The sequence below is a fragment of the Skermanella sp. genome, from assembly GCF_059503625.1.
This window is the reverse complement of the sequence record NZ_JCACHA010000404.1, coordinates 1-1,462: the sequence shown is the minus strand read 5'-3', so window position 1 is coordinate 1,462 and position 1,462 is coordinate 1. Positions and strand designations below refer to the sequence as shown.

The 1,462-nt window shown below is 66.6% G+C and carries 2 protein-coding genes; one reads left to right on the top strand and one right to left on the bottom strand.

What is annotated here, in order from left to right:
* The coding region (locus AC5JJ6_RS08930) for a cyclase family protein (protein WP_496041696.1) at window positions 1-1,099 on the top strand (1,099 nt) is incomplete at its 5' end.
* A gap of 57 nt (window positions 1,100-1,156) precedes the next feature.
* Here AC5JJ6_RS08930 and AC5JJ6_RS08925 read toward each other — a convergent pair.
* A partial coding sequence (locus AC5JJ6_RS08925; RefSeq protein WP_496041695.1) for an NAD-binding protein occupies window positions 1,157-1,462 on the bottom strand: 306 nt, incomplete at its 5' end.

The following is a 1,462-nucleotide window of genomic DNA, read 5'->3' as shown; positions in this document are numbered from 1 at the left end:
ACCCCCACACGATTCCAGCACACCCGCCGCCGACGTCGAGCAGCCGGAACGCCGGACCTTCATGAAGACCGCCGGCGTGGTCACCGCGGCGGCGGCGGGCGCCGCCTTCGGCAAGTTCGGCTCCGCTCCGATCGCCGTCGCCCAAGCCCAGACCACGGCGGGCGGAGCCAGCGCCGCCTCCGGCTCCGCGTCCGGCGAAACGTGGTGGCCATCAAAATGGGGCGCCGGCGACGAGGCCGGAGCTTCCAACCACATCACCCCGGCCAAGGTGCTGGAAGCCGTCAAGTCGATCCGCGACGGCAAGATCTACAAGATCGGCCGCACCTACGAGGCGGGCATGCCGCTGTTCGGCGCCCGCGTCTTCGCTCTCCGCATTCCCGGTTCGCCGACCGGCGGTCCGTTCGGCAACAACAAGATGGTCTACAACGACGAGTTCGTGTCGGCGGAGATCGGCCAGATCGGCACCCAGTTCGACGGGTTGGGCCATATCGGCGTGCAGACCGGCAAGGCCGGCGACCTCAACGACATGCGGTTCTACAACGGCGTCACGATGGCGGAAATGTCCAACGCCTACGGCCTCAACAAGCTGGGCGTCGAAAAGCTGAAGCCGCTGTTCACCAACGGCCATCTGGCCGATATCGCCGGCCTGAAGGGCCGGATGCTGGAAGCGGGGGAGGAGATCTCCCTGGCCGATGTCCGCGCCGCCTTCCAGCGCCAGAACATGAGCGAGGACAACATCAGGCCCGGCGACGCCATCTTCTTCAACACGGGCTGGGGTCAGCTCTGGATGAAGAACAACGACCGCTTCAATTCCGGCGAACCCGGCATCGGCCTGGAAGTCGCCCGCTGGGTGATCGAGAAGGACCTGTGCCTGACCGGCGCCGACACCTGGGCGGTGGAAGTCGTGCCGAACCCCGACAAGAACCTTGCCTTCCCGGTGCATGTCGAGCTTCAGACCAAGCACGGCATCCACAACCACGAAAACCTGATCTTCGACGGCCTGCTCGCCGACCGCAAATACCAGTTCGTCTACATCTTCAGCCCGATGGCGCTGAAAGGCGCCACGGCGTCCGGCGGAACGCCGATCGCCGTGACCTGACGCGCCTGCCGGAAAAGAATGGAAGAGGGGAGGGGGCGTCGAGCCCTCCCCCGGTCCTTACTCCGCCTTCTGCCCGACCTCGAAGTTGCTGGCGATCTCCAGCGCCCGCAGCATGCCCGAATGGTCCCAGGCCGACCCCCCATGTGCCGCGCAGGAGTTGAAAAGCTCCTGGCACGTCGCGGTATTGGGCAGCGACAGCCCCAGCGCGCGGGCGCCGGACAGCGCAAGGTTCAGGTCCTTCTGGTGCAGCTCCACCCGGAAGCCCGGATTGAAGTTGCGGGCGATCATCCGCTCGCCGTGAACCTCCAGGATGCGCGACGACGCGAAGCCGCCCATCAGCGCCTGCCGCACCTTGGCCGGGTC